The 25240-nt window shown below is 65.3% G+C and carries 20 protein-coding genes; 5 read left to right on the top strand and 15 right to left on the bottom strand.

From position 1 onward, the window contains the following. Nucleotides 1-48 precede the first annotated feature (48 nt). Nucleotides 49-768, top strand: coding sequence for a uroporphyrinogen-III C-methyltransferase (cobA, locus tag ACY34H_RS09640; protein ID WP_464977269.1), 720 nt, complete (start codon nt 49-51; stop codon nt 766-768). A 26-nt stretch (nt 769-794) separates the two neighbouring features. On the opposite strand, the gene ACY34H_RS09635 is transcribed toward cobA, so the two are convergent. Continuing rightward, nucleotides 795-2264, bottom strand: coding sequence for a hypothetical protein (locus ACY34H_RS09635; protein WP_464977268.1), 1470 nt, complete (start codon nt 2262-2264; stop codon nt 795-797). A 346-nt stretch (nt 2265-2610) separates the two neighbouring features. Here ACY34H_RS09635 and ACY34H_RS09630 point away from each other — a divergent pair, with 346 nt between their 5' ends. Both ACY34H_RS09630 and ACY34H_RS09625 read left to right on the top strand, forming a co-directional pair. Further along, a complete protein-coding gene (locus tag ACY34H_RS09630; protein WP_464977267.1) occupies nt 2611-3090 on the top strand; it encodes a DUF6328 family protein in 480 nt (159 codons plus the stop codon). Nucleotides 3091-3155: 65 nt separating this feature from the next. Further along, nucleotides 3156-3902, top strand: a complete 747-nt coding sequence (locus ACY34H_RS09625; protein WP_464977266.1) for a hypothetical protein — start codon at nt 3156-3158, stop codon at nt 3900-3902. Between the two features lie 46 nt (nt 3903-3948). Here the strand turns inward: ACY34H_RS09625 and ACY34H_RS09620 are convergent, their stop codons facing one another. The 4 genes from ACY34H_RS09620 to lptF are packed head-to-tail and all read right to left on the bottom strand — an operon-like array spanning nt 3949 to nt 7361. Next, nucleotides 3949-4707: a carbon-nitrogen hydrolase family protein gene (locus ACY34H_RS09620; protein WP_464977265.1), complete on the bottom strand. Its 759-nt coding sequence runs from the start codon at nt 4705-4707 to the stop codon at nt 3949-3951. Beyond that, the gene (locus ACY34H_RS09615) at nt 4694-5083 is read right to left on the bottom strand and encodes a sirohydrochlorin chelatase (protein ID WP_464977264.1); all 390 of its coding nucleotides are present in this window, start codon (nt 5081-5083) and stop codon (nt 4694-4696) included. The genes ACY34H_RS09620 and ACY34H_RS09615 overlap by 14 nt, the downstream gene beginning before the upstream one ends. Then, complete coding sequence (gene lptG / locus ACY34H_RS09610; RefSeq protein ID WP_464977263.1) at nt 5083-6246, bottom strand: LPS export ABC transporter permease LptG; 1164 nt, start codon at nt 6244-6246, stop codon at nt 5083-5085. Before lptG ends, ACY34H_RS09615 begins: the two co-directional genes overlap by 1 nt. Further along, complete coding sequence (lptF, locus tag ACY34H_RS09605) at nt 6243-7361, bottom strand: LPS export ABC transporter permease LptF (protein ID WP_464977262.1); 1119 nt, start codon at nt 7359-7361, stop codon at nt 6243-6245. The genes lptG and lptF overlap by 4 nt, the downstream gene beginning before the upstream one ends. A gap of 188 nt (nt 7362-7549) precedes the next feature. On the opposite strand from lptF, the gene ACY34H_RS09600 reads away from it, so the two are divergent. Beyond that, on the top strand, nt 7550-9043 hold the full coding sequence (locus ACY34H_RS09600; RefSeq protein ID WP_464977261.1) for a leucyl aminopeptidase: 1494 nt from the start codon (nt 7550-7552) through the stop codon (nt 9041-9043). A gap of 84 nt (nt 9044-9127) precedes the next feature. Here the strand turns inward: ACY34H_RS09600 and ACY34H_RS09595 are convergent, their stop codons facing one another. The 5 genes from ACY34H_RS09595 to ACY34H_RS09575 all read right to left on the bottom strand — a co-directional run bounded on the left by ACY34H_RS09595 (nt 9128) and on the right by ACY34H_RS09575 (nt 14932). Beyond that, nucleotides 9128-10522, bottom strand: coding sequence for a DUF3999 family protein (locus tag ACY34H_RS09595; protein WP_464977260.1), 1395 nt, complete (start codon nt 10520-10522; stop codon nt 9128-9130). Beyond that, nucleotides 10519-10842, bottom strand: coding sequence for a DUF2339 domain-containing protein (locus ACY34H_RS09590; RefSeq protein WP_464977289.1), 324 nt, complete (start codon nt 10840-10842; stop codon nt 10519-10521). The genes ACY34H_RS09595 and ACY34H_RS09590 overlap by 4 nt, the downstream gene beginning before the upstream one ends. Continuing rightward, nucleotides 10843-13899 carry a DUF2339 domain-containing protein gene (locus ACY34H_RS09585; protein ID WP_464977259.1) on the bottom strand — a complete coding sequence of 1019 codons (3057 nt, stop codon included), beginning with the start codon at nt 13897-13899 and terminating at the stop codon, nt 10843-10845. It abuts the gene before it with no gap. 96 nt (nt 13900-13995) lie between these two features. Further along, nucleotides 13996-14520 (bottom strand): hypothetical protein, encoded by a 525-nt coding sequence (locus tag ACY34H_RS09580; protein ID WP_464977258.1) that lies wholly within the window; start codon nt 14518-14520, stop codon nt 13996-13998. 28 nt (nt 14521-14548) lie between these two features. After that, nucleotides 14549-14932: a hypothetical protein gene (locus ACY34H_RS09575; protein ID WP_464977257.1), complete on the bottom strand. Its 384-nt coding sequence runs from the start codon at nt 14930-14932 to the stop codon at nt 14549-14551. Nucleotides 14933-15343: 411 nt separating this feature from the next. On the opposite strand from ACY34H_RS09575, the gene ACY34H_RS09570 reads away from it, so the two are divergent. Next, a complete protein-coding gene (locus ACY34H_RS09570; protein WP_464977256.1) occupies nt 15344-16108 on the top strand; it encodes an exodeoxyribonuclease III in 765 nt (254 codons plus the stop codon). 14 nt (nt 16109-16122) lie between these two features. Here the strand turns inward: ACY34H_RS09570 and ACY34H_RS09565 are convergent, their stop codons facing one another. The 5 genes from ACY34H_RS09565 to prpB all read right to left on the bottom strand — a co-directional run bounded on the left by ACY34H_RS09565 (nt 16123) and on the right by prpB (nt 25112). Beyond that, nucleotides 16123-19059: a sensor domain-containing protein gene (locus ACY34H_RS09565; RefSeq protein WP_464977255.1), complete on the bottom strand. Its 2937-nt coding sequence runs from the start codon at nt 19057-19059 to the stop codon at nt 16123-16125. A gap of 180 nt (nt 19060-19239) precedes the next feature. Continuing rightward, on the bottom strand, nt 19240-20427 hold the full coding sequence (gene prpF / locus ACY34H_RS09560; protein ID WP_464977254.1) for a 2-methylaconitate cis-trans isomerase PrpF: 1188 nt from the start codon (nt 20425-20427) through the stop codon (nt 19240-19242). Continuing rightward, the gene (acnD, locus tag ACY34H_RS09555) at nt 20424-23033 is read right to left on the bottom strand and encodes a Fe/S-dependent 2-methylisocitrate dehydratase AcnD (RefSeq protein WP_464977288.1); all 2610 of its coding nucleotides are present in this window, start codon (nt 23031-23033) and stop codon (nt 20424-20426) included. Before acnD ends, prpF begins: the two co-directional genes overlap by 4 nt. 35 nt (nt 23034-23068) lie before the next feature. Continuing rightward, entirely contained in the window at nt 23069-24214 is a 1146-nt protein-coding gene (gene prpC / locus ACY34H_RS09550) for a bifunctional 2-methylcitrate synthase/citrate synthase (RefSeq protein WP_464977253.1), read from the bottom strand. Between the two features lie 10 nt (nt 24215-24224). Next, nucleotides 24225-25112: a methylisocitrate lyase gene (gene prpB, locus ACY34H_RS09545; protein ID WP_464977252.1), complete on the bottom strand. Its 888-nt coding sequence runs from the start codon at nt 25110-25112 to the stop codon at nt 24225-24227. Nucleotides 25113-25240 lie beyond the last annotated feature (128 nt).

The following is a 25240-nucleotide window of genomic DNA, read 5'->3' as shown; positions in this document are numbered from 1 at the left end:
GCCTGATCGATACAGCAGTTTTCACCAACGCCAGCATGGGAGTCCGGTTTGCCAGCAGTCGGAAAAGTTTATTTGGTGGGCGCCGGTCCCGGCGCTGCGGACCTGATCACGGTACGCGGCGCACGCCTGCTGGCCGAAGCGGAAGTGGTGCTGTATGACGCACTGGTGACGCCTGACATGCTGGCGCTGTGCCCGCAGGCTCACCTGATCTCGGTCGGCAAGCGCGCCGGCCAGCGCTCGGCGGCGCAGGACTTCATCAATGCCCAGCTGGTCGAATGCGCGCGCAAGTATGCGCGCGTGGTGCGCCTGAAAGGTGGCGACCCGATGCTGTTCGGCCGCGCCGACGAGGAATTGACGGCACTGGAAGCGGAAGGCATCGACGTCGAAGTGGTACCCGGCATCACCACGGCCGTTGCCGCGGCGGCAGCGGCCAAGCAGCCGCTGACGAAACGTGGCATCGCCCGCAGCGTCGCTTTCTTCACCTCGAGCACCGCCCCCGGCGAGGACGACCTGTCCGGCATTCCCTCCACCGACACGCTGGTGCAGTACATGGGCGGCCGTGAAGCCATCGCAACCGCGCAGCGCCTGCTGCTACAGGGCCGCAGGCCGGAGACGCCGGTGCTCGTGCTGGAGAATGTGAGCCGCCACGACCAGCGCATCGAGCGCATTACGCTGGCGAAGCTGGCGCATGGACTCGACACGCCACATGGCCCCGTGCTGGTGATGCTGGGCGAAGCGATGGAAGCGCGCGAACGGCAGCAGGACTGAGCAGGTGCCGGACGCGCGTGGTGGCGTCAGACTCCCAGCGAAGTCTTCAGGGCAGCGGTAGCCACGCCAATGCCGATTTTCTCCGCCACCTCCAGGCTCCATTTTCCAGCCTTGGCCAGCGCCTCGTACACCTTCTCGCCGTTACCCTTGCCGGCCTCCACCTCCGCTGAGGCAATGGCTCCGATCTCGATGTAGTGTTCCGGCGCACTTGCCTTCGCGCCGAGTTCGGAACGCAGCGTGGCCAGTTCGGCACCAAGCGCACCGAGGTCGACCTTTTCCTTGTTCTGCTGCCAGATCTGGTTGAACGTCACCTGCTGCACCTCGGTTTTGGCATTGGCGCCCTGGGTTACCACCTGCCCTGCCTCGTATTTGTCGCCACTGATCTGATCGCCCATGATGAGATTGAACCTTTCCGATGAAAATGCGTTGGATTGGATAGCATTCGACAGTGTTGCCAGTGACCGTTCCGCCTTCCCCAGCACCTGGCGGCGAATCCTCGTCTCGGTCTTCAGGATGTCGATCAGCAGGCCTGCGTCATTGGCAAGTACCGCGTTTTCCGACTGCAGCGCGATGCCAAGCAGGCTCGAATGCTGGAATTCAGGCGGCACGCGCACATAGCGGTCCACCACGTCGCTCAAGTACAACTGCAAACGCTCCGATTGTTCGCTGAACGGCTCGGGGCTGACGCGCTTCGTTCTCAACGCATCGGCCAGCACTTCCAGCCCGACCCGGCTGGCGTTCAACCTGAGCAGGGAAATCCGCAACTCCCGTGCATAGTCGGTGCGGCCGCCTCGACAGTGCATCAGCCAGCAGCGGATCTCTGTGTTGCTCAACTTCGCGTTGTTGAGCCAGAAGTGCGACAGCGTGACCCTGGATGTGTCCAGGCCGGCAATTTCCTTGGCATGGAATGGATTGCGGACCCGGTCCTCCGCGCCGGCTTCGATGAATAGTAGCGGGGCACCCGGTTCGACCAGGGCCGCATCTTGCCTTTCCTGCTCTACAGGCCGCCCCGACGTACTGGCGCTGGCATAGAACCCGGCCAGCTTCCGGCCCGCACTGATCAGCGGGATGGCCTTCTCGTCCCTGTGTCGCGCGATGTGCACCGGGTGGGAAAAGAGCTTGGCCAACATCCGGTTGAAGTCCTGCTTGTCGAGATCGATGGGCGAACTGCCTGCATTGACCCGAAACCCGATCTCGAATTTTCCAGCGATGTAGCCATCGAAAAAGAACCGGCGGAAGCAGGGTTCCAGGGCAATGTCACCGTCGATCTTGAAGTCGTTGCGATCGCCGGAAAACCGCAGCGCATGGTTGGCGTGGCAGATTTTGGACTCGCCGATCCAGTTATTCAGCCCGCCGAGGTGGCGCCGTCTCACCTGTCCGGCCGAGCGCAGATACTGTCCCACGCCGGGTTGTGGCCAGGCAGGATGGGGAAGGCGGGAGTGTTCCGTCACGAAAGACCGCAGATCGCCCAACGGGAATTGAAGGATCAGGAACATCGTGCGCCTCGAAGGGGTGCGCCTTGAATGGGGCCCCGCCCCGGCAAGCGGGGCGGGGAAGACGTTAAAACGGATTGTCGTAACTCGTCATGCACTCTGCCGCTGAGCTACGTCCCCCCTGAATAGGGACGGCAAGATTCGAACTTGCGACCTCATGACCCGTATAGCTGCGACTTCCGTTAACTACGCCGGCAATGGTCCGGTGCCACTACCACGCGCATAGCATGGTTCCACGTATGCACAGCCATGTCAACGCATTCGGCCCGCGCCAGCGCTGCGGGGCACGGCTGTGGCGGAACAACGCCGTTTGCGTGGCGCCACCGTCGAGCAGCGACGCCTATAATGAATGGCGATGAAAGCCGACCCAGAACAAAATCCCGATGCCGACCTGCCCGAGGACGGCGACTTCTCCGATATGCTGAGCGAGATGCGCATCGTACTGCCCGGTGCGCAGACGCTGGCCGCGTTCCTGATCATCCTGCCCTTCAATGGCGGCTTCCGGAACATCGTGCAATCGGAAAAATACGTGTTCCTCGCCACGCTGTTCTTTGCACTCACGAGCCTGATCCTGCTATCGGGCCCTGCGGTGCAGCATCGCGTGATGCGCCCGCTGATGGACCGCGAACGTTTCAAGCGTTTTGCGACGCGGCAGATCGTGGCCGGCTCCATCGCGCTCGGCATCGCCCTCGTGCTGGGCACGAACCTCGTCGTTTCGGAGGTATTCGGACACCACATCGGCCTGGCCGTGGCCGGAGCGATCGGCGCGATCGTCGCCTCGGTCTGGTGGCTGCTGCCGCTCTGGTACAAGCGCAACAAGCGGATCTAGCCGGTACGGACGATAAAGCAAATCAGCGCTGCTAGAATATCGCCTTTCAATTTTGCGGGGGCAGCATGGGACAAGCACACGACGTACTGGAGCGGGCGCGCACGGCGCGGCTGGAAGGCCGGTACGAGGATGCGTTGCGCGATCACCTGTGGTTCCACGAAAACGCGCTGGCCGTCGAGCCGGGCCTGGCGGGCGTGCGCCTGTCGTTCGCCCTGCGCGACTGGATCTACCTGGCCGAGCAGTTCCCGCTGGCGCGCCGTGCGCTGCAGGGCCTGCGGGACCGCGACACGGCGCGCATGCTGGAGGGCGGCCAGTCCCGCGACCTGTTCCGCGACATCGTTGCCATCAACAGCGCGCTGGGCGAGGAACGGGCAACGCACGACCTTTTCGTGCGGATGGATATCCAGATGCCCGAGCTGGCCCGGCAATGTGCCGATTTCGCGCTGCCGGCCCTGGTGACCGCCGAGGACTTCACGCTGGCGCGCCGCTACCTGGGCGACCCGGCCGCGCGCGTGCAGGCGCTGGCGGCCAACCTGAACGCCTATACGGCGGAACTGGTGAAGACGGCGGGTTCGTCGTCCGCCCCTGCCCTGCTGTCGTTCGTGCTGAACTACACGAAGGAAGTGCGGCTCGTGGTGGAAGTGCTGCGGCGCCAGGACGAAGAGGACGTGGCGGAACAGGTATCGCGCACCGCGCTGGACGAGTTGAAATCCGATGCACTGCGCGATGCCGTGGAACGCGAGTTCGAAACCCCGGGCGCGACGATCCAGGCGATGGTGGCGCATGCGCGCGCCAACGTAACGGAGCACTGACGTCGGCATTCCGGCGGCGCGTCGTCATGCGCGCCGCCCCGGTGGGTCAGCCGGTGACGTCGACGCTCCGGGCGCGCCACACCGCATCGGCGCGCTGCGCCACCAGCAGGCATTCGCCGTCACCGTCCGCGGCGATCACGATGTCGCCGCTCTCATCCCATATTGCGCTGCGCCCGGCACTGCGCCATCCGCCGGTAGGGCCGCCATGGTTTGCCATCGCGACCGGCATCCGGTGTTCGCGGGCATGGCCGCGCAGCAGGGCCGCATCGGCTTCGTAGCCGTTTTCAGAAACCAGCACGCTGGCGGCATACAGGGCCGCGCCGTCACGCGCCGCCGCGGCAGGGTGCTCCGCGTGCGCGATCTCGGCGCACACCGCCAGCGCCACGTGCGCCTCGCCCAGGCGCAAGCCGGCGCCGCCATCGCCGATGGCAAAGGCGGCATCCTCGCCGGGATGCAGATGCTGCTTGGTGTAGACCTGCAGCGCACCATCCGGCAGGAACGACAGCGCGGCGATGCGCGGCAAGCCGGCCGTCATCCATGGCGCACCGGTGACGAGCACGAGACCAAGCCGGATCGCCACTTCACGCAGCGGCAGCAGCTCGGCATCGTCCGCGGCCAGAGCCAGGCTTGCGGCCAGCGCCGGTTCGTAGCCCGTCAACGCCAGCTCGGGGAACAATACCAGGCGCGCGCCGTGGCGAGCCGCGGTTTCAGCCAGCGCGACGTGGCGCGCGACGTTGGCGGCAATGTCTCCTCGGATGACGACCGGCTGGGCAATCGCGAAAGGCCCGATATCAACCGGGGTCAAGCAGCGTTCCAATGCAGTAATCGGCGATAGCCTGCAGCACGGCGGCATTCTCGCCGGCCGCTTCGGCCACGCGCACCGCGAGTTGCGGGTGCTCGGCGCGCAACTGGTCGATCATCACCGGCAGGTCGCGCAGCACGTGCCCGCCCTGTCCCAGGAATACCGGTACCACCATCAGGTCGGTGACGCCCTGTGCCACCAGTTCGGCGGCCCGCTCAGGCAGCCGCGGCGTCATCAGTTCGAGGAAAGCCAGCGAGACGTCGACATCGGGCTGGCGCGCCGCCACCAGTGCGCGCAGGCGCTCGAACGGTGCGGCCCAGCTGGCGGCGCGGGCGCCGTGGGCAAACAGGATCAATGCGCGCTTCGTCTGCTGTTCCACTAATGTCTCTCCACCCAGTAAAGCGCCCCCACGGCGAGGGCAAGGAAAATAAGGCTCGGCATCACGGCGATCACATAGGCAGGCAGCGTGGATAGCGCCCCCACATGGGAGAACAGCGTATTCACGAGCAGGAAGCTCACCCCGATCATGATGCCGATGAAGATCTTCAGGCTGACGCCCCCGCTGCGCGTGTGCAGGTAGGCGAATGGCAGCGCCAGCGCCATCAGCACGAAGATCGCCAGCGGGTCGATCAGCTTTTTCCAGAACGCGATCTTGAAGCGCTCGGTCTGCTGGCGGTTTTCCTGCAGGTGGCGGGTGTACACGGCCAGCTCGTTGGCCGACATGCGTTCCGGGTCGGAGGCGGCCACGGACAGGATCTTGGGCGTGATTTCGGAAATCAGGTCCTTGGTCGCATGCCGCCGGGTTTCGATCGCGCTGGTCTCCTGCGCGAAATTGTTCCGCGACGTCGCCTCGCCCTTCAGCAATGCGGGGTTGGTGAAGTGGTTTTCCGTCACATCCTGCAGGCGCCACACGTTATTGCCCTGGTAAGTGCCGCTTTTCGCCACCGTCAGCGTGCGCAGGCGGTAGCTGTTGTCGAACTCGTAGAGCTTCACATCCACCAGGCTGCTGTCCGGGCGCACCTGGCGCACGTTGAAGAAGCGCGATCCCTGCACGGTGCCGGTCAGCCCGTCGCTCTTGACGATGTCCTTCGTCCACAGGCCGGAACGGAATTCCGAGGACACCGTGGTGCCGCGCCCCGTCAGGTGCAGGCGCTCGGCCATCAGCGCCGTGCGCGGGGCGATCAGTTCGCCAAAAATGAAGGTGATGGCGACGAAGGCGATGCCGGTCTTGAACAGCATCGCGCCCGCCATCCGCGTCGACATGCCGGCTGCGCGCATGATGGTGAATTCGGACGACGACGCGAACTGCGCCATCGTGTAGATCGTGCCGATCAGCGCCGCGACCGGCATCACCTCGTACACGTGCTGGGGAACCATCACGAGCACGAACAGCAGCGCATCCTTCAATGCATAGCCGTTGCGGCCCACGGACGACAGCTCGTTGGTCAGGTCCATGAAGGCCGTCAGCCCCAGGAATGCCAGCAGCACCATCACGACGGACTTCGTGATGGAAACGGCGAAGTAGCGTTGCAGCACGCTCATGCCGCCCCCTTCCCGCGCTTGCGCGCAGACAGCAGCGCACGCGGATGCCAGCGGCTGTTCACGTTCAGGCGCCACATGAACAGGGCGACGACGGTCAACAGCGCCGCCACGTGCAGCGGCCACCAGCCCATCACGAAGCTGAACCTGCCCTGCTCGACTCCTTTGCGGAACAGTTCGGTCAGGTTGTAGTACGTGAAGAAGATCAGGATCGCGATGATCAGGTTCGTCGAACTGCCGGCACGGGGATTGACGAAGCCCAGCGGGATTGCCAGCAGCATCAGCACCAGGCAGGTGATCGGCGCGGAAATTCGCCACAGCAGTTCGGCACGCGCCTGGTTGGTGGGAACATTGACCAGTATCGCCGTCGGCATCGCATTCACTTTCTGGATCGTTTCGAGCTTGGTTGCCTGCTGCGCCACGCGCATCTTGTAGCTGTCGAATTCCATCGTCTGGAAATCGGCCTGGCCCGGCTCGCCCTGGTAGCGGCGGCCGTTCTTCATCACGAGGTAGCGCTGGCCGTTATCGGCCGTTTCGACCACGGCTTCCTTTGCCACGATGATGAAGTTGCCGCGCGCATCGACCTGGTTGACGAACACGTTCTGCACCGCAGCCGTCTGACCCGACGTGCCTTCGGCGAAGAAGATCGCGTTTCTGGAACCCGATTCCTTGAACTGGCCGGGCGACACCTTCTGCAGGTCCTCGCGCTTGGCGAAGCGCTCGACGTACTCGGCATACTGCAGCTTGGCCCACGGCCCGGCGTAGAACGACAGCACCGCGGTGACCACGATGATCGGAAAGCCGAACGTGAGCACGGGCCGGATCCATGCGGTGAGGCTCTGGCCGGAAGCGAACCACACCACCATTTCGGAATCGCGGTAGGTGCGGGTGACCACCATCAGCACGGCGATGAAACTGGTCAGCGCGAGGATTAGCGGCAGGTAATTGAGCGACGTGAAAGCGATCAGCGCGATGACGTCGCCCGATGCGACCTTGCCGCCGGCGGCCTGGCCGAGGATCCTGATCAGGGTCCACGTGAGGATGATGGTGAACAGCACCGTGAAGGTAGCCCCAGCGGAGCCGAGCAGCTCACGCCTCAGGGCGCGTTGGAAAATCATTCGAAGCTTATAATTCGATAAGTGAGGTTATGTAACCTGCCCATATGACCGCGTATGGGCCCTATGGGCCATATGGGCCATATGGGCCATATGGGGCCGGTTACGTGATTGGGTTAAGCTACCGCGCTTTGATGTTCGTCCAGGATACGAATATCCGACGGACATCGGCGCACCAACGGAGAACAAAAATGGACTTTAGCATAAAAGCATTCGACAACAAGAACACCATCGCGTCGGCCAAGGCCGGCTGTGTCGCGGTTGCCGTATTCGAAAACAGGAAGCTGTCGCAGGCGGCCCAGGCACTCGATGGTGCCGGCCAGATTACGGCAGCGCTGAAGTCCGGCGACATCACCGGCAAGCCCGGTTCCACCCTGCTGTTGCGCGGCCTGGATGGCGTGGCGGCCGAGCGCGTGCTGCTGGTCGGCCTGGGCAATGCGGACGGCGTGACCGAAAAAGCCTTCGCCAGCGGCGTCCAGGCGGCACTGAAGGTGTTTGCCACGCTGGGCGCGGCGGACGCCATTATCGCACTGCCGCTGGCCGAACTGAAAGAGCGCGACGTGAACTGGGCGATCCGCGCCGTGGTGGTGGCCGCGCGCGACAGCATCTACCGCACCGACGCGCAGAAGTCGAAGAAGGACCCGGCGCCCGCCGGCGTGAAGAAGATCGCCCTTGCGGTGCCGAACAATGCCGGCACCAAGCTGGCGCTGGCGCAGGCGATCGCCGTGGCGAACGGCATGCAGCTGACGAAAGACCTGGCCAACCTGTCGGCCAACGTCTGCACCCCGACCTACCTGGCCGAGACCGCGAAGAGCCTGGGCAAGGAGTACAAGTTCAATGTGGAAGTGCTGGAGCGCAAGCAGCTCGAGGCGCTGAAGATGGGCAGCTTCCTGTCGGTGACGAACGGCAGCGAGCAGCCGCCGAAGTTCATCGTGCTGAAGCACATGGGCGGCAAGCCGAAGGATGCACCGGTGGTGCTGGTCGGCAAGGGCATTACGTTCGACACGGGCGGCATTTCGATCAAGCCCGGCCCCGGCATGGATGAAATGAAGTACGACATGGGCGGCGCCGCATCGGTGCTGGGCACCTTCCGCGCGATCGGCGAGATGGGCCTGAAGCTGAATGTGATCGGCATCGTGCCGGCCTGTGAGAACATGCCGTCCGGCCGCGCCACCAAGCCTGGCGATATCGTCACGTCGATGAACGGCCTGACGATCGAAGTGCTGAACACGGACGCCGAAGGCCGCCTGATCCTGTGCGACGCGCTGACCTACGCCGAGCGCTTCAACCCGGCGGCGGTGATCGACGTGGCCACGCTGACCGGTGCCTGCATCGTGGCGCTGGGCCACCACCACAGCGGCCTGTTCACGCGCGACGACGACGAGCACAACGCGCTGGCCGAGGAAATCGCCGCGGCCGGCCGCGCCACCGGCGATACCGTGTGGCGCCTGCCGATCGGCGAACAGTACAACGAGCAGCTGAAGTCGAACTTCGCCGACCTGGCCAATATCGGCTCGCCGGGCGGCGCTTCGTGCACCGCCGCCGCATTCCTGGAAAACTTCACCCGCAAGTATCCATGGGCCCACGTGGACATCGCCGGCACCGCCTGGAAGTCGGGCGCCGCCAAGGGCGCCACCGGCCGGCCCGTGCCGCTGCTGACGAACTTCCTGATCAACAGGGTGTAAAACAGGGCGTAAGGAAGGACCCGGCCGCGCGGGCAGCACGGCGCGGCGGGATGAACGCCGCCCGGCTCGCGCCGGGCGGCGTTTTCATTTCAGCTGGCGAACCAGTTGCCAGGCCATCGCCGCCAGCACGCACAAGCCCAGTGCCAGCGTGCCCCAAAGGATACCCTTGCGGGTGGCCGCGGACTCCGCTGCCTGCACGGCGGCGCCGGGAGCCGGTGCCGCCGGCTTCGCCACGATCCGCTCGGCCGAGCCGGTAGCGCGTTCCAGGTTGCCCAGTTCCGCCTGGGTCAGGCCCGGCGCCACCTGTTCGATGCTCCATGCCCCCGGCCGTGCGTCGCGGCGGCCATAAGCCAGCCTGTACGGCGCACGGCCATTGGCCAGGAACACCAGCGTCGCCGGCGACCAGCCCAGCCGCAATGCCGGCTGGCTGCCGCTGGCCGCCAGTGGCCGGAGCACCCAGTGCGCACTGTGCCGAGGCGGGATCGGCACATCGCCGGATACACGCTCGCGGCCACCCTGCCCGAACCGGTAGAACGTGGCGCTCACCACAGGCTCGAACTGCCAGGTCGTCCGCCGGGAGCCGCGAAGCGCGGGCAGTTCACGGTAGCTGCCCAGCTCGGCCGGAAGGCTGATGCTGCGCTCGGCGAACTGCAGGCCGATCCGTTGAACGGGAATCGCGATGGCCGACGGATACATCAGGTCGGTAGCGGCCTTGCCTGGCACCGGTTGCACCAGCATGGTCTCGAGCGGGGCCGGCATTTCGTCGAAGCGCACGGCTTCCCCGCGAATGCCGGCAAATTGCATGGGCTTGCCGGACAGCCAGCGAATGCGCGCATAACGGAACTGCCGCGGCTCGAAGGCGATGCGATCGCTGGCCAGCGCCTGGCCGTCGCCGCTTACCATCCAGCTGACCTGGCTTTCGGCAATGCCGTGCCATTGCTGCAGGTCATCGCTGGTTTCGATACGCAGCCGGGCCTGATACCGCCCGCTGCCCGATGGCAGGGAAAACTGGAGCGCATCGAAGGTTCGGCCCGCTCCCATGTCGAGGACCAGCGCCGACAACACCGGCACAGCCGCCTGCGCGCCGGCGGCGCGTGCTTCCACGGAAATCACGGTGCCGTCCCGGCTCCGGCGGATCTCGACACCGGCATCGATGCCTTCCTCATCCGGCTGGCTGAACACGGGGAACATGCGTACCGATATGGCTTGCCGGCTGGCCTGCGCCACATCGACCGGCGCGCGCAAGGCGAACGGCAGCGGCGTACCGCTTGCATCGAACACGCGCACGTCGTGCAGCTCGGCCGATAGTGCGTGCAGGTAGACGTTGCGGGGCAGCCTGTACTGTACGACTGCCTCCCGGCCGCTGACCGCCAGTTCCTGCTGATATGCATAATGCGCCGGGGTATCTGCCGCGCCGGCGGGCAAACCTGCCAGCGCCAGTGCCGCCGTGGCGGCCATGCGAGCAAATGGCTGCCTCATGCCGAGCCTCCCTTGCGCGCCTGCGCATCTTGCGGCGGTGACGCCGGGTATGGCGCCAGGTAGCCGATCGCCAGCATCAGCAGGCCGACGCCCACGAAGGAGACGATGCGCGCGATGCTGCCGCTGCCGGCCAGGTCGACAAGGAACAGCTTGGCAACCACGAGCCCCAGCATCGCTGCGCCGGCCAGCCATGGCCGGCGTTGCACCCGGCCGAACGCGCGGCGCATCAGTACCAGGGCCGCCACGGTCCAGACCAGCGACAGCGCCGCCTGTACCGTGCGCGACGCAAACAGCGCATCGGCCCGGTAAGGGAGGTCCAGTCAGTGGGCTGCGCTGCGCAACAGGATCAGGTTGAACCAGGCGAATGCCGCCGCCATGCCGAGCCACGGCAGCCTGTGCTGCCACGCGCGCGGCAGCGTGATGCCCGGTTCGCCGCGGCACAGCATCAACACCAGCACGGTCGCGAACCCGGTGGTGAGATCGAGCGGATTGGCCAGCGGCAGGTAGGGCAGCGGCGCCATCGCACCACCCTGCGTCAGGTTCCACGCCAGCACATGGAACACGGTCCACGCCGTCGCCAGCGGCAGCAGTACCTTGCCGTACCATTCCGGTACCGGCTGGACCGGCCAGCCGCCAATGCGCGTGCGGTGCAGCAGCCAGCCGGCAACCAGCATCTGCCCCCACAGCGGTACGAAGCGTGCCCAGGAACCGGCGGTTTCCCAACCCGCCCGGGCCAGCAGAACATGCTGACCCGCCAGCCAGTCGCCGATCAGCAGGAACCCCAGCGGCCAGATCATCAGCCATGGCCCCACGCTGCGGACGGTGTGCAGTACCAGCAGGGCCTCCCGCCCGATCCGCCAGCCATTGCCCGGCCAGCGGTGCAGCAGGTATTCGCCAGCTGCCAGCAGCACGGCCAGCGCGATCCAGTCCTCCAGCAGCGGCAGGTGGCCGGCATGCAGCCCGATCAGCAATTCGATCATCGCCACCGCCAGTCCGGCCCAGCAGGCAGCCGTCAACCAGCGCAGCGAGCGCCAACGCAGGCGCGGGCCAAGCCACGCCAGCAGCACGGACGATGCGGCGAGGCAGAGCGCATAGGCGGGCCACAGGTCGAGGAATGGCAGGAAGCGCGGCGCCGGCTCGATGCCGGTCCAGCCGGCAACGTAACCGGCACAGGTATCCAGCAATGGACCAAACCACCATAGCGCTCCCCATGCGAGCATGCCAGGCGCGCTTCGCCGCGCCATGATTTCCTTCGCGCGTGTCATCCGCCAGGCGGTCAGGAAGGCGGCAGCCGTCACCAGCACGACGCCGGTCACGGGACGCCCGTCGTGCGCCGCCTGCCACGACCAGTGCCACGCTTCACCGATCTGCACGAGCAGTGTCACGCCCGCGAGCAACTGCACCATCAGCCCCATGCCACGCGCGCCGCGCCAGCCGGCGCGCACTGCCGCGAATGTCAGCCCGGCACTCAGCATCAGTGCCGTGACGGCCAGCAGATTGCTACGTGTCGCGCCTTCCGTCCGCAACACGATTTCGGTCCAGGTGCCGGCCAGCAGCCAGGCCGTGGCAACGCACAGCAGCATGACGCCGAGCGTATCGAATGTCGTGCCCGGCTCCGCGGCGCGGCGGCCGAACAGCCGGGACATGAGGCCGCTGCTGGCCGCGACGATCAGGAAGCCGAGCCACAGGTGTGCCTCGGCCGCCGTGCCCGGCGTCAGGTTGCCGGCCGAGAACAGGAACGCGAACCAGGCGCCCAGTTGCACCAGCAGGCCGAAACCCCAGGTCCGGGCGCGGCCATGCCGCAAGCCCAGCCATGCCAGTGCCGCGCCTTCCACGGCCCACGCGGCAGATGTCCAGCGCGCATCCAGCGCAAGCGGTATGACGAGTGTGCCCAGTGCCACGCCCAGGGCCAGGAACCACTCGACCAGCAGGCGCAGGTTGTCGCCGCTTCGACGCCATAGCGCCAGCGCCAGTCCCGTGTAGAACACGCCACCGCCCAAGGCCGAAAACGCGACAGCGAACTCCATGTCGCGCACCAGTGCCCATTGCAATGCAGCGCCGAGCAGCGGCGTGCCGAACACCAGCGTGCTGTCGACCGGGTTTTTCATGGTCGCGGATTGCCGGAACGCATAGACCAGCGAAATGGCTGTGAAGAACAGGAAAAACAACAGCAGGAACAGCTGCGCCGACAGGTAGTCGTCGGGCGTGTAGCGTTGCACGGCCCAGGCAATGCCGATCAGCGAGGTGAACGTCAGTCCCACCACGTTCAGCGCACGCCACGAACGCTTCAGCGCGATTGCCAGGATGCCCATGTCGAGCACTGCATAGTAAGAGAACAGCGCGATGTGGCTACCGGTGCCGGACGATGTGAAGATCGGCGCAAGGAACCCGCCGGTAATGCCGAACAGCGCCAGCCAGACAGCATTCTGGAGCACAGCCAGCAGGCAGGTGAACACCGTTAGCAGGAACAGCACCGCGAATGCCGCGCCGCCCGGGATCAATGCATACATGCGGAAGGAAGCAAATGTCAGCAGCATCAATATGGCGATCGCGGCACCCTGCACCGGCAAGCCGATATTGCGGCGACTGGTCCTGATGCGCCAGCCCCAGGCCAGCAGTGCGATATCTGCGGCCGCGATCGCGGCAATGCGCAACTCGATCGGGATGACGATTTGCACGGCGACGTACTTCAGCAGGAAGCTGATGCCGATGAACAGGATGATCAATCCAACCTTGGCAACCAGGTTGCCGGTAAGGAGCCAGCGCAGCGCCGCGGCGAGCGCGCGCTGGATGGGGTTCGAATCCGCCGCCTGCATACGGTCGCGCCATGCGTCCGGAAGCTCGACGGGCGCGGGGGACGTCACCGCGGACGCAGCCAGCGCGGATGGCGGGGCATGCGGTGCGGGGCTTGCAGGTTGAGGACTGACGGCAGGCGGGCTGGTTACCGGCGAAGCCGTTACTGGTGAAGCGGTTAATGGTGACGTGGTTACCTGTGGCGTGGCTACCTGTGGCGTGGCTACCTGTGGCGTGGTTGCCGGCGGACTGGTTACAGGCGGATTGACTGGGGAAACCACTGGTGCCGCAGTGCCCGCGCCTGCAGGCATGGACTCGGGGGATACCGGGATGGCGCCCTCATTCTGGCTCGATGGCATCTTGCCACCGGCAGGTCGATCACGCCGGGGCTGCTCCTGCTGGGGCTCGGCAGGTACGCCGCCGCTCCGGTTCCACTGCTGGTGTACCAGCGTGTCGATAGTCTGGCGCATCTGCGCCGCCATGTCTTCCAGGTCCCGGATCCTGGCATAGGCGCCGAACACCGAGAACAACAGGATGACGGGCAGGATGACAATTCCCGCCGCGACGATCACCAAAAATTCCATCGTGCCTCCATTTCCGATTCTTCAAAGAAACGGACATGTTAGGCATCGGGTGCCACGGCATCGTGAGCTGGCGCAGACGTGGCGTGGAAGAAGGCTTCAATAAATGGCGGATCCACCCGGCGGCTGTGGTGCCGCGGGAGGCGGTGAAGGAACTGGAACTGCAACTGGAGCCGGTGCAACCGGCGGCTTTGCCGGCGCGACCCGCTTCAGCAATACGGTGAGCGTGCCGGGATAATCGAACCCGGCACCGGTCTGGCGATCGACGAACTGGCCAGTGCCCGCGGTGAGCAGGATGTTGCCCCAGCGGGAACTGTTCTGCCTGGGACCGATCTGGTCGTATGCATAGACGTCGTTGAGACGGCAGTCGACGGTCAAAGGCTGCGTGCTCTTCCGGATGCGGACACGGCCGGGAGACGTGACGAACCAGCGGCCGGCATCGTTGGACAGGACGCAGCCGATACCGGCCACCTGCTGGTGGTCGAGCACGGTTTGTACCATCACGTACTGTTCGGTCGATTCGGTCAGCGTTGCGCAGCCCGCAAGCAGCAATGCCAGCGTGGCACCCGGCAGGATCCGGCATGCGACCGAACCGGCATGGTGCACATGCACCATGCCGGCCATTGTCTTCTGCCGGTCTGGCATCGAGCCGTCAGTCGCCGTTCTTGGCGGCCTGCTGCTTCTGCTTCAAGCCCTGGATGACATGCATGATGTCGTCCATTGCCGTGTTGTCCCTGCTTTTCAGTGCCGAAAAAGCATCCAGCACTTCGTTCAGCACCTGGGTGCGCACAGCGGCCTCGTCCGATGCAATCACTTGCGGACGTGTTGCGGTCGCGGTTGCGGTACGGGTACTGACCTTGTCCACGGCTTCCTTCGCGGCCTTGCGGCCACCCGGAGTCTTGCCGTGTTCCAGCGCCGCCTGCCAGATCAGCCAGCGGCGCTGCGTTTCATACACCAGATATTCTTCTGGCTTGTCCTCGCGGCGGCGGACGATATGCCCGTCCTTCTGAGCCCATGCTTCGAATGCAGATCGCATTTTCTTCCTTTACAAATGCTTTGCACGTTTAAACCAATATTTCTCAATAGTACCATCTATTGACGCACGACAACACTAGAGATGAAGCAATTTTGTGTGTTGCGCGCTGAAGATGCTTTCAGCGGGCCAAGGGGCGCAAGCTGCTCATGATGAACAAGCTCAGTATATTGCCCTTTCAAGGCACCGCTAATCGAATTTTAATACTATTTTGATAACTGAGAGGCAAAAACGGCAATAATTTTTCAAAGTGGTCGCATTTTGCAACGAAGTTGCGTCTGAGAGTAGTCTTATTATTTCCAATTGCTGACGCAGCGCAATTGAACTTCCGTACATTGTATTAGGTTTTTGCAACTTGTGGAGTACTCATTGCGGTAATATGCGGCCCGAAATGAAACGCTCACAAGGAATACTATGCAACTCGCCACGTGGAACGTCAATTCCCTGAATGTCCGCCTGCCGCACCTGCTGCAGTGGCTGGAAACGAACCCGGTCGACATAATCTGCATTCAGGAAACAAAACTTACCGACGACAAATTCCCTGCCGCCGCTATCGAAGCGGCAGGCTATCAGGTGCAATTTTCCGGGCAAAAAACCTATAACGGCGTGGCGATCCTGTCGCGCCTGCCAATGACCGATATCGTCCGCAATAATCCGCTGCATCCGGACGAACAGCAGCGTATCCTCGCCGCGACGATCGATGGCGTGCGCGTCGTTTGCGCTTATGTGCCGAACGGCCAGGCTATCGACTCCGACAAGTACGCATACAAGCTGGGCTGGATGGCGGCCTTCCGTGACTGGCTGGCCGATGAATTGGCGCGCCACCCGAACCTTGCCGTGCTGGGCGACTACAACGTGGCGCCGGAAGACCGCGACGTGCATGATCCCGCGGCCTGGGAAGGCGAAGTGCACGTCTCGCCACGGGAACGCGCGGCATTCCAGGCCCTGCTCGACGTCGGCCTGACCGACGCCTATCGCCTGTTCGCCCAGCCGGAGAAAACGTACAGCTGGTGGGATTACCGGATGCTGCGCTTCCAGAAGAACCAGGGCTTGCGGATCGACCACATCCTGCTGTCCTCGCCGCTTGCGGCGCGTTGCACCGGCTGCACGATCGATCGCACGCCGCGCAAATGGAAGCAGCCATCCGACCACACGCCGGTGATCGCAACGCTGGGGTAGCAGCCTGCCGGGCTTCAGCCCAGGCGTTCCAGCATGTTCGCGGCGTTGACCCGCGGCACCGGCGGCGAGAACAGGTAGCCCTGGGCAAACTGGCAGCCCTGCGCCTGCAGCAGCGCGTAATGGCCTTCCGTCTCGACGCCTTCGGCCACCACCGACAGCTGCAGGCTGTCGGACAGCGCGACGATCGCCGCCACGATCGCCCGATCCTCGGCACTCTTTTCCAGGTCCTTGATGAAGGCGCGGTCGATCTTGATCTTCTTGACGGGGAAGCGCTTCAGGTAGGCCAGGCTCGAATAGCCGGTGCCGAAGTCGTCGATCGACAGGCGGATACCCATCGCATTGATCTGGCCGAGAATGTCCAGCGTCTGCTCGCCGTGCTGCATCAGCGCGGTTTCCGTGATCTCGAATTCCAGCAATGCCGGATCGATGCCCGTGTCATCGAGAATGCGCCGGATCGCCGGCACCAGGCCCCTGTGCATGAACTGGCGCGGCGACAGGTTCACCGCCAGCGGCACCGGCCGCAGGCCCTGCCGCTTCCACTCCATGATCTGCTCGCATGCGCGGCGGATCACCCATTCGCCGACAGGTACGATCAGTCCGTTTTCCTCGAGGATCGGGATGAACTTGTCCGGCCCCACCAGGCCGCTGCCCGGCCGGCGCCAGCGCAACAGTACCTCGAGAGAATGCAGCCGCCGCGTGCCGATGTCGATGATCGGCTGGAAGTGCAGTTCGAACTGGCTCTGCGCCAGCGCGCTGCGCAGGCTGCTTTCCAGCTCGAAATGCGAGGCGGCGGAATTCATCTTCTGCGTGAAGAACTGGTACGTGTTGCGGCCGGCCGCCTTGGCATGGTACATGGCCGCGTCGGCATGGCGCATCAGCGTTTCCACGTCCTGCCCGTCGTCCGGGCAAACGCAGATGCCGATCGACGGCGTGATGTGGAGCGTGTGCCCGTCCAGCGGGAACGGCTGCGCCAGCGCCTCGATGATCTTTTCGGCCACATGGGCCGCCTCGTCGCTGTCGCGGATATGCGGCGCCAGCACCACGAATTCGTCGCCGCCCAGCCGCGCCACGGTGTCGCTGGCCCGCACTGCCCGGCACAAACGGCCGGCCACTTCCTTCAGCAGCGCGTCGCCGGTCACGTGGCCCAGCGAGTCGTTGATGGTCTTGAAGCGGTCCAGGTCGAGGAACATCACCGCCAGCAACCGTTCGGTGCGCTGCGCATTGAGCACGGCCCGCTCGATCCGGTCGGTCAGCAATGCCCGGTTCGGCAAGCCGGTCAGGCTGTCGTGGTACGCCATATGGTGCACCCGGGCTTCGGCATGCCGGCGCTCGACGATCTCCCCCTGCAGCATGGCATTCGCGCCCGCCAGCTCGGCGGTGCGCTCCAGCACCCGTACTTCCAGCTCGTCGCGCGCGCGGCGCACCGAATCCGCCGCCTGGCGCAGCGATTCCTCGGCGGCCTTGTGCTCGGTGCGGTCTTCGGCGATCCAGATGGTACCCTGGGCCGGCGCTTCGGGATTGACCACATAGGCGATCAGCTGCGCCCAGAACGTGCTGCCGTCCTTGCGCCGCAATTCGATCTCGGTCTGGAACGGCCGGGCAGCCGCCAGCAGCGGGCCGGCCTGCGCGCTGAGCGCCTCGTAGGCGGCCAGCGACGGATACAGCGCCTCGCAGGCCATGCCGATCGCCTCGTCGCCGTCATAGCGGAACATCTCGGCAAAACCGCGGTTGTGGCGGGTGATCGTGCGCTGGCGCGTGAACAGGATGCTGATCGAGGCATTGTTCATCAGCGCCTCGGTTTCCATCTGGTTCTGCCGCGACTGCGTCACGTCTTCCAGGATCCAGATCGTGCCGCCATCGTTGTCTTTCTGGTCCACGGCCTTGGCGCGCACGCGGCACCAGAACAGCGCGCCATCCTTGCGCTGGAACTGGAACTCCTTCTTCTCGAACGGCCGGCCGCTGGCCAGCATCGGCCCCGCCTCGCCGCCGAACTCGCGGTAGACTGCCTCGGACGGGAACACGGCCCCCGCATGCATGCCGACCATCTCGTCCGGCGCGTAGCCGAACATCGCGGCAATGCGCGGATTGCAGCTCAACATGCGCTGGTTCTTCGTGAACAGGATGCCGACCGATGCGTTGTCGAGGATCGCCTGCTGTTCCAGCAGGATCTTGCGGGTGCCCTCGCTGGCGGCACGCTGCTCGCTGATGTCCTCGACGATCCAGACCATGCCGGCCTGCTCGTCGGACGGATCGACGGCGCGGCCATGCGCGCGGCACCAGAACAGAGCGCCGTCGCCCCGCCGCATCGGCGTTTCCAGCGTGACCGAGCGTCCCTGGCCGAGCACCGGCATCCATTGCTTGCGCAAGCTGTCGAAGTGCTCCATGTCGGGGTACAGGATGCGGGTAGGCTTGCCTTCCAGCTCCTGGCGGGCATAGCCGAACATCTCCGCCGCGCGCATATTGCATTCGTGGACGTGATCGTGCTTGCTGAAGATGATGCCGACCGCGGCGTTTTCCAGGATCGCGCGCTGTTCCAGCAGTGCCTTGCGCAGCGCGCGCTGGTCGCGCTGGACGGAGCCGATATCGTGGAACAGGACGGTGCCGCCGCGCAGCGCCGACGTGGCAGGGAAAGGCTTGACGGTGACCTGCACGGCCACGTAACGGCCGGCCGCGGCGGACAGGCAACTGTCCCACGAAGCGGTGTCGCTGCCGTGCAGCGCGGCCGCCAGCGCCGCGCCGCTGTCGCCGCGCACATGCCGGGCGAACAGTTCAGCCATTGCCATCCCGCGCGGATCGCGCGCCAGCAGCGCATCGAGTTCCGCATTCGATGCCACCACGCTGCCGCTGCCGTCGCAGGCGCAGGCAGGCATGCCGATCAGCTGCAGTGCGTCGGCAATGGCGTCGGCAATCGGGTTGGCAAACGGGTCGGCAATAGCGGGGGAATCGTTCATGGAATTATCGCGCGCAAGAAAAGCTGCATTCAGGCAACTCAACGGCAAATCATAACCCGGCCGCCCTGCAATAGCCATGCACAATGCAAGAAGCCCGGCGGTGCCGGGCTTCGATACAACAGATGGTTACAAATCCGCCTGAAACAGGCGGCCCGGCCGCTCCCCATCCCGCGGTAACGGCTATTGCTGGAACGGGACGCGCACGCAGCCTTCCATCAGCACGCGGGCGCTGCGGCTCATGACGGCCTTCGTCACGCGCCACTGCCCTTCGACCTCGAGCGCTTCGGCGCCGACGCGCAGCGTGCCGGACGGGTGGCCGAACCGCACAGCGGTGCGCACGCCGCCACCGGCCGCCAGGTTGACCAGCGTACCGGGGATCGCCGCGGCCGTGCCGATCGCCACGGCGGCAGTCCCCATCATCGCATGGTGCAGCTTGCCCATCGACAGCGCGCGCACCAGCAGGTCGATCTCTCCGGCCTGCACGGTTTTGCCGGACGAAGCGGTATAGGCAGCGGGCGGCGCCACGAACGCCACCTTCGGCGTGTGCTGGCGGCGTGCAGCCTCGTCGATATGCGCGATCAGGCCCATGCGCACGGCGCCGTGGGCGCGGATCGCCTCGAACATCGCCAGTGCCTTGCCGTCGCCATTGATGGCATCCTGCAGTTCGCTGCCCGTGTAGCCGATGCCGGCGGCCTCGACGAAGATGGTCGGGATGCCGGCATTGATCATGGTTGCGCGCAGCGTACCCACGCCAGGCACGTCGAGCTCGTCGACCACGCGGCCGGTCGGGAACATCGCACCGCCGGCGCCCTCCTCGTCCGCCGCCGGGTCCATGAACTCAAGCTGCACCTCGGCTGCCGGGAACGTTACGCCGTCGAGCTCGAAATCGCCGGTCTCCTGTACCGCCCCGTCCGCCACCGGCACGTGGGCGATGATCGTCTTGCCGATATTGGCCTGCCAGATGCGCACCACGGCCAGGCCGTTGCGCGGCACCCGGCCTGGCTCGACCATGCCGTTGGCAAGCGCGAACGGCCCGACGGCGGCCGACAGGTTGCCGCAATTGCCGCTCCAGTCAACGAACGGCCTGTCGATCGACACCTGCCCGAACAGGTAATCGACATCGTGGCCGGGCCGCGTGCTCCTCGACAGGATCACCGCCTTGCTGGTGCTCGACGTGGCGCCGCCCATGCCGTCGATCTGCTTGCCGTACGGGTCGGGACTGCCGATCACGCGCAGCAGCAGCGCATCGCGCGCCGGCCCCGGCACGCGGGCTGCCTCGGGCAGGTCTTCCAGCCGGAAGAACACGCCCTTGCTGGTGCCGCCGCGCATGTAGGTGGCGGGAATCCTGATTTGCGGAGGGGCCATCATGCGGCCTCGCTGGCAGTTTGGGCCCTGGAGGCAAGGAAATCCTGCGCAAAGCGCTGCAGCACGCCGCCCGCCTCGTAGATCGCCACTTCCTCGGCCGTGTCGAGCCGGCACAGTACCGGCACCGTAAGGTTTTCGCCGTTGTTCCGGTGGATCACCAGGGTCAGCGCGGCGCGCGGCTTGCGCTCGCCCACCACGTCGAAGGTTTCGGTGCCGTCGATACCCAGCGTGAGCCGGTTCATGCCGCCGGTGAACTCCAGCGGCAGCACGCCCATGCCGACCAGGTTGGTGCGATGGATGCGCTCGAAGCCTTCGGCGACGATCGCTTCCACGCCCGCCAGCCGCACGCCTTTCGCTGCCCAGTCGCGCGACGATCCCTGGCCGTAATCGGCCCCGGCGATCACGATCAGCGGCTGCCGGCGCTCCATGTAGGTTTCGATCGCTTCCCACATGCGCGTGACGATGCCTTCCGGCTCGACCCGCGCCAGCGAGCCGGCCCTGACCTGGCCATCGACCACGACCATCTCGTTCTTCAAGGTCGGGTTGGCGAATGTGGCGCGCTGCGCGGTCAGATGGTCGCCGCGGTGCGTGGCGTAGGAATTGAAGTCTTCTTCCGGCAAGCCCATCTTCGCCAGGTACTCGCCGGCAGCGCTGTCGAGAAGAATGGCGTTGGACGGCGACAGGTGATCGGTGGTGATGTTGTCGCCCAGGACGGCCAGCGGGCGCATGCCGGTGAGCGTGCGTTCGCCGGCCAGCGCGCCTTCCCAGTACGGCGGGCGGCGGATATAGGTACTTTGCGGCCGCCAGTCGTACAGCGGGCTGACGCTGCCGCCCGCCTCCTCCTGCCGGGCGAACATCGGGATGTACACCTTGCGGAACTGCTCGGGCTTCACGCTGGCCGCCACCATGGCGTCGATCTCGTCATCGCTCGGCCACAGGTCCTGCAGCCGGATGGCGTTGCCCTGCGCGTCATGACCGAGCACATCCTTCTCGATGTCGAAGCGGATCGTGCCGGCGATCGCATATGCCACTACCAGCGGCGGCGAGGCCAGGAAGGCCTGCTGCGCATATGGGTGGATGCGCCCGTCGAAATTGCGGTTGCCGGACAGGACCGCCGTGGCGTACAGGTCGCGTTCGACGATCTCCTGCTGGATCGCCGGATCGAGCGCGCCGGACATGCCATTGCACGAGGTACAGGCATAGGCGACGACACCGAAGCCCAGCTTTTCCAGCTCGGGCAGCAGCCCGGCCTCCTCCAGGTACAGCGTGACAGCCTTCGACCCGGGTGCCAGCGAGCTCTTCACCCAAGGCTTGCGCAGCAGGCCGAACCGGTTGGCGTTGCGTGCCAGCAGGCCGGCGGCGATCATGTTGCGCGGGTTATTCGTGTTGGTGCAGCTGGTGATGGCGGCGATGATGACGGCGCCGTCCGGCATGCGGCCCGGCTCGTTCTCGACCACGCCGGCGATGCCGCGCGCGGCCAGCTCGGAGGTCGGCACGCGCTTGTGCGGGTTCGACGGCCCGGCGATATTGCGCACCACGGTGGACAGGTCGAAACGCAGCACGCGCTCGTATTCGGCGCTGGCCAGGCTGTCGGCCCACAGGCCGGCCTGTTTCGCATACAGCTCGACCAGGGCCACCTGCTCGTCTTCGCGGCCGGTGAGGCGCAGGTACTGGATGGTCTGCTCGTCGATGGCGAACATGGCGGCGGTGGCGCCGAATTCGGGCGCCATGTTCGAGATCGTCGCGCGGTCGCCCAGCGTCAGCGCGGCTGCCCCTGTGCCGTGGAACTCGAGGTAGGCCGATACCACCTTTTCCTTGCGCAGGAATTCGGTCAGCGCCAGCACGATGTCGGTGGCCGTGATGCCCGGTTGCGGCCGCCCCGCCAGCTCGACGCCGACGATGTCCGGCAGCCGCATCCACGAGGCGCGGCCCAGCATCACGGTCTCCGCTTCCAGCCCGCCGACGCCGATGGCGATGACGCCCAGCGCATCGACCATCGGCGTGTGCGAATCGGTCCCCACCAGCGTATCCGGATAGGCGACGCCGCCGCTCACCTGCACCACCGGCGACATGCGCTCCAGGTTGATCTGGTGCAGGATGCCGTTCCCCGGCGGAATCACGTCGACGTTGTGGAACGCCCGCTTGGTCCATTCGATGAAATGAAAGCGGTCTTCGTTGCGGCGATCCTCGATGGCGCGGTTCTTCGCGAACGCATCGGGATCGAAGCCGCCGCATTCGACGGCCAGCGAGTGGTCGACCACCAGCTGCGTGGGCACCACGGGATTGACGAGCGCAGGGTCGCCGCCCTGCCCGGCGATCGCATCGCGCAGGCCGGCCAGGTCGACCAGCGCGGTCTGGCCGAGGATGTCGTGGCACACCACGCGGGCCGGGAACCACGGAAAGTCCAGGTCGCGGCTGCGGTAGACCAGTTGCTGCAGCGATGCCGTGAGCTGGGTGGCATCGCAGCGGCGGCACAGGTTTTCCGCCAGCACGCGGGAGGTATACGGCAGCCTGTCATAGGCGCCCGCTTCGATCGCGTCGACCGCGGCGCGTGCATCGAAGTAGTCGAGCGTGGTACCGGGCAGGTTCTTCCGGTACGCGGTGTTCATGGGCGTGTTCAATTTGCTTCCTTCACGTTGTTTCTCTACCGGCGCTCGGCGATGGGCACGAACCGCAGGTCTTCCGGGCCCACGTAGTTGGCGCTCGGGCGGATGATCTTGTTGTCGATGCGCTGCTCGATGATGTGCGCGGCCCAGCCCGACGTGCGGGAAATGACGAACAACGGCGTAAACATCGCGGTCGGCACGCCCATCATGTGGTACGACACGGCGGAGAACCAGTCAAGGTTCGGGAACATGTTCTTCACTTCCCACATCACCGATTCGAGGCGTTCGGCGATGTCGAACATCTTCATCGAGCCCGCTTCCTGGGACAGCTGGCGCGCCACTTCCTTGATGACCTTGTTGCGCGGGTCGGATACCGTGTAGACCGGATGGCCGAAGCCGATCACCACTTCCTTGCCGGCCACGCGGGCGCGGATGTCGCTTTCGGCCTCATCGGCATTCTCGTAGCGCTTCTGGATATCCAGCGCCACTTCGTTGGCGCCGCCGTGCTTCGGGCCGCGTAGCGCGCCGATCGCGCCGGTGATGGCCGAGTAGATATCCGACTCGGTGCCGGCGATCACGCGCGACGTGAACGTGGAAGCGTTGAATTCGTGCTCCGCGTACAGGATCAGCGAGGTGTGCATCGCCTTCACCCACGATTCGGACGGCGGCGCGCCGTGCAGCAGGTGCAGGAAGTGGCCGCCGATCGAATCGTCGTCCGTTTCCACCTCGATGCGGCGGCCGGCGTGGCTGTAGTGATACCAGTACAGCAGGATCGAACCGAACGACGCCATCAGGCGATCGGCGATGTCGCGCGCGCCGGCCAGGTTGTGGTCTTCCTTTTCCGGCAGCACGCAGCCCAGCACGGAAGCGCCGGTGCGCATCACGTCCATCGGGTGCGCGCCGGCCGGCAGCGCCTCGAGCGCCAGCTTCACCGCCTGCGGCAGGCCGCGCAGCGACTTCAGCTTGGCCTTGTAGCCCTTCAGTTCACCCGCGGTCGGCAGCTTGCCGTGCACCAGCAGATAGGCGATTTCCTCGAACTCGCACGAATCGGCAACGTCCAGGATGTCGTAGCCGCGGTAGTGCAGGTCGTTACCCGTCTTGCCGACGGAGCACAGTGCCGTATTGCCGGCGGTGACGCCGGACAGCGCGACGGATTTTTTGGGCTTGAAAGTGGTCTCGGTCATGCCTGTCTCCTTATTTTTTCTGTGCCGCGAACAATGCATCGAGCTTTTGTTCGAAGTCATGATAGTTGATGCGCTCATACAGTTCCGCGCGGGTCTGCATCGAGTCCAGCACGTTCTGCTGCGTGCCGTCGCGGCGGATGGCGCCATAGACATTCTCCGCCGCCTTGTTCATCGCACGGAAGGCCGACAGCGGGTACAGCACCAGGCCCACGTCCGCCGTGCGCAACTCATCCACCGTAAATAGCGGCGTGGAACCGAATTCCGTGATGTTGGCGAGGACCGGCACCTTTACCGCGCCGGCAAACTGCCGGTACATCGCCAGTTCCGTCATCGCCTCGGGGAAGATCATGTCGGCCCCCGCTTCCACGCAGGCGATGGCCCGGTCGATGGCGGCCTCCAGGCCTTCGACAGCCAGCGCATCGGTGCGCGCCATGATGACGAAGTTCTCGTCGGTGCGCGCATCGACGGCCGCCTTGATGCGGTCCACCATCTCCCCCTTGCTGACGATTTCCTTGCCTGGCCGGTGGCCACAGCGCTTGGCGCCTACCTGGTCTTCGATATGCAGCGCGGCAGCGCCGGCCTTGATCATCGACTTGACGGTGCGCGCCACGTTGAAGGCCGACGCGCCGAAGCCCGTGTCGACGTCGACCAGCAGCGGCAGGTCGCAGACGTCGGTAATGCGGCGCACATCGGTGAGCACGTCGTCGAGGTTCGAAATGCCGAGGTCGGGCAGGCCCAGCGAACCGGCGGCGACACCGCCGCCGGACAGGTAGATGGCGCGGAAGCCGGCACGCTTGGCCAGCAGCGCGTGGTTGGCATTGATCGCGCCCACAACCTGCAAGGGCGATTCTTCGCGGACGGCCTGGCGGAACGCGGCTCCGGCGGATGGAATACTCATGATGACCTTTCGAGTTAGCACAGTTGATGGCATGGATGACATGGATGAGATGGATGACATATACCGCGCAAGGAGCGTGCCAGCCCAGGTGGAGCATTGCAAAGCGCGCCAAATCAATGGCTTGCAAC

Source organism: Pseudoduganella sp. jia 9 (assembly GCF_055502615.1).
The sequence above is the reverse complement of the archived record's forward strand: the minus strand, read 5'-3'. Positions and strand labels throughout refer to the sequence as shown.

What these genes read in the sequence shown, in the direction of transcription:
- prpC (WP_464977253.1), bottom strand. Translation starts at nt 24,214, where the DNA reads ATGACCGAGACCACTTTCAAGCCCAAAAAATCCGTCGCGCTGTCCGGC.
- ACY34H_RS09625 (WP_464977266.1), top strand. Translation starts at nt 3,156, where the DNA reads ATGGGACAAGCACACGACGTACTGGAGCGGGCGCGCACGGCGCGGCTG.
- prpF (WP_464977254.1), bottom strand. Translation starts at nt 20,427, where the DNA reads ATGATGGCCCCTCCGCAAATCAGGATTCCCGCCACCTACATGCGCGGC.
- ACY34H_RS09585 (WP_464977259.1), bottom strand. Translation starts at nt 13,899, where the DNA reads ATGGAATTTTTGGTGATCGTCGCGGCGGGAATTGTCATCCTGCCCGTC.
- ACY34H_RS09630 (WP_464977267.1), top strand. Translation starts at nt 2,611, where the DNA reads ATGGCGATGAAAGCCGACCCAGAACAAAATCCCGATGCCGACCTGCCC.
- ACY34H_RS09565 (WP_464977255.1), bottom strand. Translation starts at nt 19,059, where the DNA reads ATGAACGATTCCCCCGCTATTGCCGACCCGTTTGCCAACCCGATTGCC.
- ACY34H_RS09600 (WP_464977261.1), top strand. Translation starts at nt 7,550, where the DNA reads ATGGACTTTAGCATAAAAGCATTCGACAACAAGAACACCATCGCGTCG.
- ACY34H_RS09575 (WP_464977257.1), bottom strand. Translation starts at nt 14,932, where the DNA reads ATGCGATCTGCATTCGAAGCATGGGCTCAGAAGGACGGGCATATCGTC.
- acnD (WP_464977288.1), bottom strand. Translation starts at nt 23,033, where the DNA reads ATGAACACCGCGTACCGGAAGAACCTGCCCGGTACCACGCTCGACTAC.
- ACY34H_RS09595 (WP_464977260.1), bottom strand. Translation starts at nt 10,522, where the DNA reads ATGAGGCAGCCATTTGCTCGCATGGCCGCCACGGCGGCACTGGCGCTG.
- lptF (WP_464977262.1), bottom strand. Translation starts at nt 7,361, where the DNA reads ATGATTTTCCAACGCGCCCTGAGGCGTGAGCTGCTCGGCTCCGCTGGG.
- lptG (WP_464977263.1), bottom strand. Translation starts at nt 6,246, where the DNA reads ATGAGCGTGCTGCAACGCTACTTCGCCGTTTCCATCACGAAGTCCGTC.
- prpB (WP_464977252.1), bottom strand. Translation starts at nt 25,112, where the DNA reads ATGAGTATTCCATCCGCCGGAGCCGCGTTCCGCCAGGCCGTCCGCGAA.
- ACY34H_RS09570 (WP_464977256.1), top strand. Translation starts at nt 15,344, where the DNA reads ATGCAACTCGCCACGTGGAACGTCAATTCCCTGAATGTCCGCCTGCCG.
- ACY34H_RS09580 (WP_464977258.1), bottom strand. Translation starts at nt 14,520, where the DNA reads ATGGCCGGCATGGTGCATGTGCACCATGCCGGTTCGGTCGCATGCCGG.
- ACY34H_RS09635 (WP_464977268.1), bottom strand. Translation starts at nt 2,264, where the DNA reads ATGTTCCTGATCCTTCAATTCCCGTTGGGCGATCTGCGGTCTTTCGTG.